The 7,295-nt window shown below is 65.3% G+C and carries 6 protein-coding genes; 2 read left to right on the top strand and 4 right to left on the bottom strand.

The window, feature by feature from the left end; translation table 11 throughout:
- Window positions 1–133 precede the first annotated feature (133 nt).
- From fusA to ACTHJ1_RS17425, 4 genes are read right to left on the bottom strand one after another with little or no spacing between them, the layout of a single operon-like run.
- A complete protein-coding gene (gene fusA / locus ACTHJ1_RS17440) occupies window positions 134–2,239 on the bottom strand; it encodes an elongation factor G (RefSeq protein WP_440195069.1) in 2,106 nt (701 codons plus the stop codon).
- Between the two features lie 33 nt (window positions 2,240–2,272).
- Window positions 2,273–2,884, bottom strand: a complete 612-nt coding sequence (gene mobA, locus ACTHJ1_RS17435; protein ID WP_440195066.1) for a molybdenum cofactor guanylyltransferase MobA — start codon at window positions 2,882–2,884, stop codon at window positions 2,273–2,275.
- Window positions 2,877–3,986 carry a GTP 3',8-cyclase MoaA gene (moaA, locus tag ACTHJ1_RS17430; protein WP_440195063.1) on the bottom strand — a complete coding sequence of 370 codons (1,110 nt, stop codon included), beginning with the start codon at window positions 3,984–3,986 and terminating at the stop codon, window positions 2,877–2,879. The genes mobA and moaA overlap by 8 nt, the downstream gene beginning before the upstream one ends.
- Window positions 3,983–5,062, bottom strand: a complete 1,080-nt coding sequence (locus ACTHJ1_RS17425) for a substrate-binding domain-containing protein (RefSeq protein ID WP_440195060.1) — start codon at window positions 5,060–5,062, stop codon at window positions 3,983–3,985. Before ACTHJ1_RS17425 ends, moaA begins: the two co-directional genes overlap by 4 nt.
- 158 nt (window positions 5,063–5,220) lie before the next feature.
- On the opposite strand from ACTHJ1_RS17425, the gene ACTHJ1_RS17420 reads away from it, so the two are divergent.
- Both ACTHJ1_RS17420 and ACTHJ1_RS17415 read left to right on the top strand, forming a co-directional pair.
- On the top strand, window positions 5,221–5,706 hold the full coding sequence (locus tag ACTHJ1_RS17420; protein ID WP_440195057.1) for a formate dehydrogenase subunit gamma: 486 nt from the start codon (window positions 5,221–5,223) through the stop codon (window positions 5,704–5,706).
- Entirely contained in the window at window positions 5,703–7,280 is a 1,578-nt protein-coding gene (locus ACTHJ1_RS17415) for a formate dehydrogenase beta subunit (RefSeq protein WP_440195054.1), read from the top strand. Before ACTHJ1_RS17420 ends, ACTHJ1_RS17415 begins: the two co-directional genes overlap by 4 nt.
- The last annotated feature ends 15 nt before the right edge of the window (window positions 7,281–7,295 follow it).

Raw genomic sequence — 7,295 nt, 5'->3', positions numbered from 1 at the left:
CATTGTGGGCGGGGCCCGCCGTGCGGTTCGGGCGCCCCTGACGGGGGCCCCCCACCCCGGACTTCGCTCGCGCCCCGGCCCAACCCCGCCCAACCCAGGACGGACTTAAGAACCCGCAGGGCAGCTCAAGAACTTAAGACTTCTTCTCCGCGATCACCGCATCGGCCACCAACTTCGGCGCTTCGGCGTAGTGCTTGAACTCCATGGTGTAGGTTGCCCGCCCCTGAGTCAGCGAACGCAGCGACGTCGAATACCCGAACATCTCGGCCAGAGGCACTTCGGCGCGCACCAGCTTGCCCCCGCCGCCCGCGATATCTTCCATGCCTTGCACCATGCCGCGCCGCGAAGACAAGTCGCCCATGACCGAGCCGGTGTAGTCCTCGGGCGTCTCGACCTCGACATGCATCATCGGCTCGAGCAGCACCGGCTTGGCGCGGCGCATGCCTTCCTTGAAGGCCATGCTGCCTGCCATGCGGAAGGCATTCTCGTTGGAGTCGACGTCGTGATAGGAGCCGAAGACCAGCGTGGCCTTGATATCCACCACCGGATAGCCTGCCAGCACGCCGGCGTTGAGACTGTCGCGGATGCCGCGCTCGACCGCCGGGATGAACTCGCGCGGCACCACGCCGCCCTTGATCGCATCGACGAATTCGAAGCCCGCGCCGGGTTCCTGCGGCTCGAGCTTGAGCACCGCATGGCCGTATTGGCCCCGGCCGCCCGACTGTTTGACGAACTTGCCTTCGACCTCGTCCACGGTGGCGCGTATGGTTTCGCGATAGGCCACCTGCGGCTTGCCGACGTTGGCTTCGACGTGAAACTCGCGCTTCATGCGATCGACCAGGATCTCCAGGTGCAGTTCGCCCATGCCCGAGATGATGGTCTGGCCGGATTCTTCGTCGGTATGCACGCGAAAGGACGGGTCTTCCTGCGCCAGGCGGTTGAGCGCCAGGCCCATTTTTTCCTGGTCGGCCTTGGTCCTGGGTTCGACTGCCTGCGAGATGACCGGCTCGGGAAAGACCATGCGTTCCAGCACGATGATGTGCGCCGGATCGGTCAGCGTGTCGCCGGTGGTGACGTCCTTCAGGCCTACGGCGGCCGCAATGTCGCCGGCATAGACTTCGCTGATCTCCTGCCGCGAATTGGCGTGCATCTGCAGGATGCGGCCCAGGCGTTCTTTCTTGTCCTTGATCGGGTTGAACAACGTGTCGCCCGACTTGACCACGCCCGAATAGACGCGGAAGAACACCAGCTGGCCGACGAAGGGGTCGGTCATGATCTTGAAGGCCAGTGCCGAGAAAGGTTCGGCATCGCCCGGATGGCGCTCGATCTCTTTGTCGTCGACGGTGTGGCCCTTGATGGCGGGCACATCGACCGGCGAAGGCAGGTAGTCGATGACCGCATCCAGCATGGCCTGCACGCCCTTGTTCTTGAAGGCGCTGCCGCACAGCATAGGAACGATTTCGTTGGCGATGGTGCGCGTGCGCAAGCCGAGTTTTATTTCGTCTTCGGTCAGCGGCTCGCCCGAGAGATATTTCTCGAGCAGCGCCTCGTTGGCCTCGGCGGCCTTCTCGATCATCTTGTCGTGCCATTCCTGCGCCTGGGCCTGCAGGTTCGCCGGAATGTCGCGATATTCGAAGCGCACGCCCTGACTGTCGTCGTCCCAGATGATGGCTTTCATCTTGACCAGGTCGATGACGCCTTCGAAAGCGTCTTCGGCGCCCACGGGTATCTGTATCGGCACCGCGTCGCCGCGCAGGCGTTCGCCGATCTGGCGCTGCACGCGGAAGAAATCGGCGCCGATGCGGTCCATTTTGTTGACGAAGGCGATGCGGGGCACGCCGTATTTATTGGCCTGGCGCCACACCGTCTCGGACTGCGGCTGCACGCCGCCCACGGAGTCGTAGACCATGCAGGCGCCGTCGAGCACCCGCATGGAGCGTTCGACCTCGATGGTGAAGTCGACGTGTCCCGGGGTGTCGATGATGTTGATGCGATGTTCGGGATAATTGCCGGCCATGCCGCGCCAGAACGCGGTGGTAGCCGCCGAGGTGATGGTGATGCCGCGCTCCTGCTCCTGCTCCATCCAGTCCATCACCGCCGCGCCGTCGTGCACCTCGCCGATTTTGTGGGTGATTCCGGTGTAGAAGAGGATGCGCTCGGTCGTGGTGGTCTTGCCCGCGTCGATGTGGGCGGAGATGCCGATATTGCGATAGCGCTCGATGGGTGTGCGGCGAGTCATGGCGATTCCTGGTGGAACGGGTGAACGCCGATCTTACTGCTGGCCGCTGGCGCCTTGTTCGGCTGCCGAGAGCTCTTCAGGGGTATTGATATTGAGAAATCCATCTACCGCGTCGTCGAAGTCGACCTCGACGCCGCCCACGCACTTCTGCCAAAGATCGACCTTGCGATCGCCGCCTTGCAGGTAGCCGCGTAGATCGTCAGCGAGCGAGGTGCGCAGCGCCATGCAGACCGAATGCCGGCGCCCTCCCGCGCAAGCCACCGCCAATGGCGCGCCTTGCGCCTGCGCGGAGCCGATCAGACGCGCCGTCAGGTCGAGGGGCAAAAAAGGCGTATCGCAGGGCGCGACCACCAGCCAGCGGCCGGACCAGGCGAGCAGCCCTGCCGCCACGCCGGCCAGCGGACCCGGCCAGGCGTCTAGACTCGGATCGTCGGCCAGCACCTGACCGTATTGCGCGTAGCGCTCGGCATTGCGGTTGGCGCTGATGAACAACCGCTGGACCTGCGGCGCCAGACGCTGCGCCGCATGCGCCACGAGCGGCCGGCCGGCCAGCAAAAGCAGCCCCTTGTCGGCCTCTTGCATGCGAACGGCGCGCCCGCCGGCCAGGATCAGGCCGGCCGCGCCTTCAAAGGGAATATCAGCCACCGATATAGCTCATCTCGATCTTGCGCGCAGCCTGGGGCAGGCCCTGTGCGCGGCGTTCGGAATAGTTGTCGTCGCGCCGCGACCAGGTGCCGGCGATCAGTTCGGCCAGCCGGGCGTCGTCGGCCCCCTCGCGCAGCGGCTCGCGCAGGTCGTATCCTGCGCTGGCGAACAGGCACAGGAACAGCTTGCCTTCGGGCGACAGTCGCGCGCGCGTGCATCCGCCGCAGAAAGCATGCGACACGCTGGAGATGACGCCGATCTCGCCCGCGCCGTCTCGATAGCGCCAGCGCTCGGCCACCCGGCCCATCGCTTCGTCGGCCACCGCCTCGAGGGGAAACTCGGCGCCGATGCGCTCGAGCACCTCGGGGGTCGGCACGACCTCGGCGAGGTTCCACCCATTGGTGCTGCCCACGTCCATATACTCGATGAAGCGCAGCACGTGACCCGTGCCGCGAAAGCGCCGCGCCAGGGGCAGAATTTGTCCGTCGTTGAATCCGCGGCGCACCACCATATTGATCTTGATCGAGGCCAGCCCCGCTTCGGCCGCCGCATCCACGCCCCGCAGCACGTCGTCGGGCGTGAAATCGCTGTCGCTCATGCGCGCGAAAAGCTCGGCATCGAGTGCGTCCAGACTCACGGTGACGCGGCTCAGACCCGCGTCTTTCAACGCGCGCGCCTTGCGCGCGAGCAGCACCCCGTTGGTCGTGAGCGTGATGTCCAGCGACCGGCCTTGCGGCGTGCGCAGCTCGGCCAGCATGGCGATCAGCGCTTCGATGTTCTTGCGCAGCAGGGGCTCGCCGCCCGTCAGGCGGATTTTTTCGACGCCCAGCCGGGCGTACGTGCCGGCCAGACGCGTGATCTCCTCGAACGAAAGCAACGCCGAATGCGGCATGAAGGCATAGCTGCTGTCGAACACGTCGCGCGGCATGCAATAGCTGCAGCGGAAGTTGCAGCGGTCGGTGACCGAAATGCGCAAATCTCGCATAGGCCTGTTCCGGGAATCCGCCGCGGGCTGGCCGGGCCGCCACGAATGGGGGGCGACCTCGCGCGGCTGGGCAGGCCCGGCGGAGCGCTCGTCGGCGAGAAAGATCACCTTGTTCATGGAAATGCCTCTTTCAAGGTCATTGCCCGACCCACGTCGACGACGTCGTAGCCCGGCAGCAGATCGAGCTCGCCGATGTATTCCGGGCCGCGTATGACATCCAGCAATTCGCGCATCGCCGGAGTATCCATATCGGCCTTGCGCACGGCGAAGAAGTAGCGCTCGCGCGCCAGCAGGATGAAGTCCAGGCCGAAGCGCCGCGCGGCGGTTTCGACGCCCACGCCGGTGTCGGCCATGCCGCTGGCAATATGCGCGGCAATGGCCATGTGCGTGAACTCGCTGGTTTCGTAGCCCTGCACCTGATTGGTGGACAAACCCGCGCGCTCCAGCATGGCCTTGATCAGGTGGCGCGTGCTGGAGCCGATCTGACGGTTGACGAAGCGCACGTCGGGCCGCGCCAGATCGGCGATGCCGTTGATGCGCTTGGGATTGCCGGGCTGCACGAACAGGCCCGTGTTGCGCATCGACAGATAAACCAGCATGTATTCGTCGGCATCCAGCCAGGGGCGATAGGCCTCGAGAATGACCGACTCGAATTCGCCACAAGGCACCTGAAAGCCCGCCAGGTCGCACTCGCGGTGCTCGAGTGCGGCCAGGGCCTCGGCGGCGGTGCGATAGCGCAGCTCCAGTCCCAGGCCGTTACGGCTGACGTGCCGCATCATGGCCTCGACCGCAAAGCCGTGGCTGGCATGCAGCCGCAGGTGCGGCGCAGCGCGCGGCAGCAGGCGCTCGAGTTCTTCCTGCAGCTCGGAAGCCATGCTTTCGAGCGTGGGCGCCAGACGCGCCTCGATGCGCCGATTGGCCCAAAGCAGCCGCTGGGCAAATTCCGACAACTGCGTGCCCTGGCGTCGCCGCGTGATGAGCAGCGGCGTGCCGAAAATGGTCTCGAACCGCCGCAACACGCCCCAGGCATGGCGATAGGACAAGCCGCAGGCCCGGCAAGCGCCGGCGATGTGGCCGGTGGTATCGATGGCCGACAACAGCGACAGCACACTGCCCAGGGACACGTCCTGTTCGTCCTGCGCGCCATCCAGCGACCATTGTGGGCGCAGGCTCAACTGGAATTTATATGTCATCTATTTCTTATTGAGCGCAAAAAAGAACCGGATTATGGTATCAGCACAAGCGCATCCTGCAGATATTAATATGTTTTTTCTACCATATTAATCAGTTTCAGGCATTCCTATGAAAAAGCCGCGATCCGTCAAGCGGCCAAGGTTCAGGAGACCCGACGATGCATGATAGATCTGTCGTCAACGACATCGTGACCCGACTGCGCGGCATGCCCGGCGCGCTGCTGCCCATTTTGCATGCGGTCCAGCACGAACTGGGCCATATTCCGCCCGATGTCGTGCCAGACATCGCCGCCGCGCTGAACCTATCGCGCGCCGAGGTGCACGGCGTCATCACTTTCTACCCGCATTTCCGCAGCGAACCTGGCGCACGCCACACGCTGGAGGTGTGCCGCGCCGAGTCCTGTCAGGCCATGGGCGGCGAAGCCCTGGCAGGCCATGCCCGCACGCGTCTGGGCTGCGACTTTCATGCCGTCAGTGCCGACGGCACCTTCGCGCTCGAACCGGTTTACTGCCTGGGCCTGTGCGCGCAATCGCCGGCAGTGATGCTCGACGGCCGGCCTCATGCGCGCGTCACCGCAGCCCGGCTGGACCGCCTGCTCGACGCGGCGCGCACGTCGCCCGCACAGGACGGGGCCCGCACATGAACGCTCCCATCAAGATTTACGTGCCGCGCGACGCCGCCGCGCTGGCCGTGGACGCCGACGCGGTGTCCGCGGCCATCGAGCGCGTAGCGCAAGAACGCGGTGTCGCCATCTCCCTGGTGCGCAACGGCTCGCGCGGATTGCTGTGGCTCGAACCTTTGGTCGAGATCGCCACGCCGCAGGGCCGCGTGGCTTATGGTCCGGTGCAGCCCGACGACGTGCCGGGGCTTTTCGATGCCGGCTGGCTGCAGGGCGGCGCGCATGCGCTGTGCCATGGACAAACCGAAGACATCCCTTATCTCAAGAACCAGGAGCGCCTGACTTTTGCCCGCGTGGGCATCACCGACCCCTTGTCGCTGGACGATTACACGTCGCACGGCGGTCTGGAAGGCATGCGGCGCGCGATCGCGATGACTTCCGCGCAGATTGTCGACGAGGTATTGAACTCGGGCCTGCGCGGCCGAGGCGGCGCGGCCTTTCCCACAGGCATTAAGTGGAAGACCGTTCTGGCCGCCAACGCGGCGCAGAAATACGTGGTGTGCAACGCCGACGAAGGCGACTCGGGCACGTTCGCCGACCGCATGCTGATGGAAGGAGACCCCTACGTTCTGATCGAAGGCATGGCCATAGCCGTGCTGGCTGTGGTCGCCACGTATGGCTATATTTACGTGCGTTCGGAATACCCCCACGCCATCGCCGCGCTTGAAGAAGCCATTGCTCGAGCGCGCAGGGCTGGCTGGCTGGGCGCGGACATCCTCGGCAGCGGCCGGGCCTTCGACCTGGAAGTGCGCAAGGGCGCCGGCGCCTATATCTGCGGCGAAGAGACCTCGCTGCTGGAAAGCCTGGAAGGCAAGCGCGGCCTCGTGCGCGCCAAGCCGCCGCTGCCTGCGATCCAGGGCCTGTTCGGGCAACCCACCGTCATCAACAACGTGATCTCGCTGGCCTCGGTGCCAATCATTCTGGCGCGTGGCGCAAACTATTACCGCGACTACGGCGTGGGCCGCTCGCACGGCACCCTGCCCTTCCAGTTGGCCGGCAATCTCAAACAGGCAGGTCTGGTCGAAAAGGCCTTCGGCCTTACACTGCGCGAGCTGCTTTACGACTTCGGTGCAGGCTCCGCATCGGGGCGGCCGTTGCGCGCGGTACAAGTGGGCGGACCGCTCGGCGCTTACCTTCCCGAATCGCAGTGGGACGTGCCGCTCGACTACGAAGCCTACGTCGGTATCTCGGCCATGATCGGACACGGCGGTCTGGTGGCTTTCGACGACACCGTGGACATGGCGCGCATGGCGCGCTACGCCATGGAGTTCTGCGCGGTCGAATCGTGCGGCAAATGCACACCCTGCCGCATCGGCTCCACGCGCGGCGTCGAGACCATCGACAAGATCGTGGCCGGCGGTCCGCAGCGTGAGCAGCACGTAACGCTGCTGCGCGATCTGTGCGACACGATGCTGGGCGGCTCGCTGTGCGCGTTGGGCGGCATGGCGCCCTACCCGGTGCTGTCGGCCCTGAACCATTACCCCGAAGACTTCGGCATCAGCGCGTCGCGCGCTGCCGAGGCCGCTGCGCGAACCTAAGATCAGCGCCTACGC

It is taken from the genome of Bordetella sp. (assembly GCF_051960075.1).
GTDB lineage: Bacteria > Pseudomonadota > Gammaproteobacteria > Burkholderiales > Burkholderiaceae_B > Bordetella.
This window is presented reverse-complemented; position numbering and strand designations above follow the sequence as displayed.

Coding starts and splice junctions, on each gene's coding strand:
- fusA (WP_440195069.1), bottom strand. CDS start 2,239: ATGACTCGCCGCACACCCATCGAGCGCTATCGCAATATCGGCATCTCC.
- moaA (WP_440195063.1), bottom strand. CDS start 3,986: ATGAACAAGGTGATCTTTCTCGCCGACGAGCGCTCCGCCGGGCCTGCC.
- ACTHJ1_RS17425 (WP_440195060.1), bottom strand. CDS start 5,062: ATGACATATAAATTCCAGTTGAGCCTGCGCCCACAATGGTCGCTGGAT.
- ACTHJ1_RS17420 (WP_440195057.1), top strand. CDS start 5,221: ATGCATGATAGATCTGTCGTCAACGACATCGTGACCCGACTGCGCGGC.
- ACTHJ1_RS17415 (WP_440195054.1), top strand. CDS start 5,703: ATGAACGCTCCCATCAAGATTTACGTGCCGCGCGACGCCGCCGCGCTG.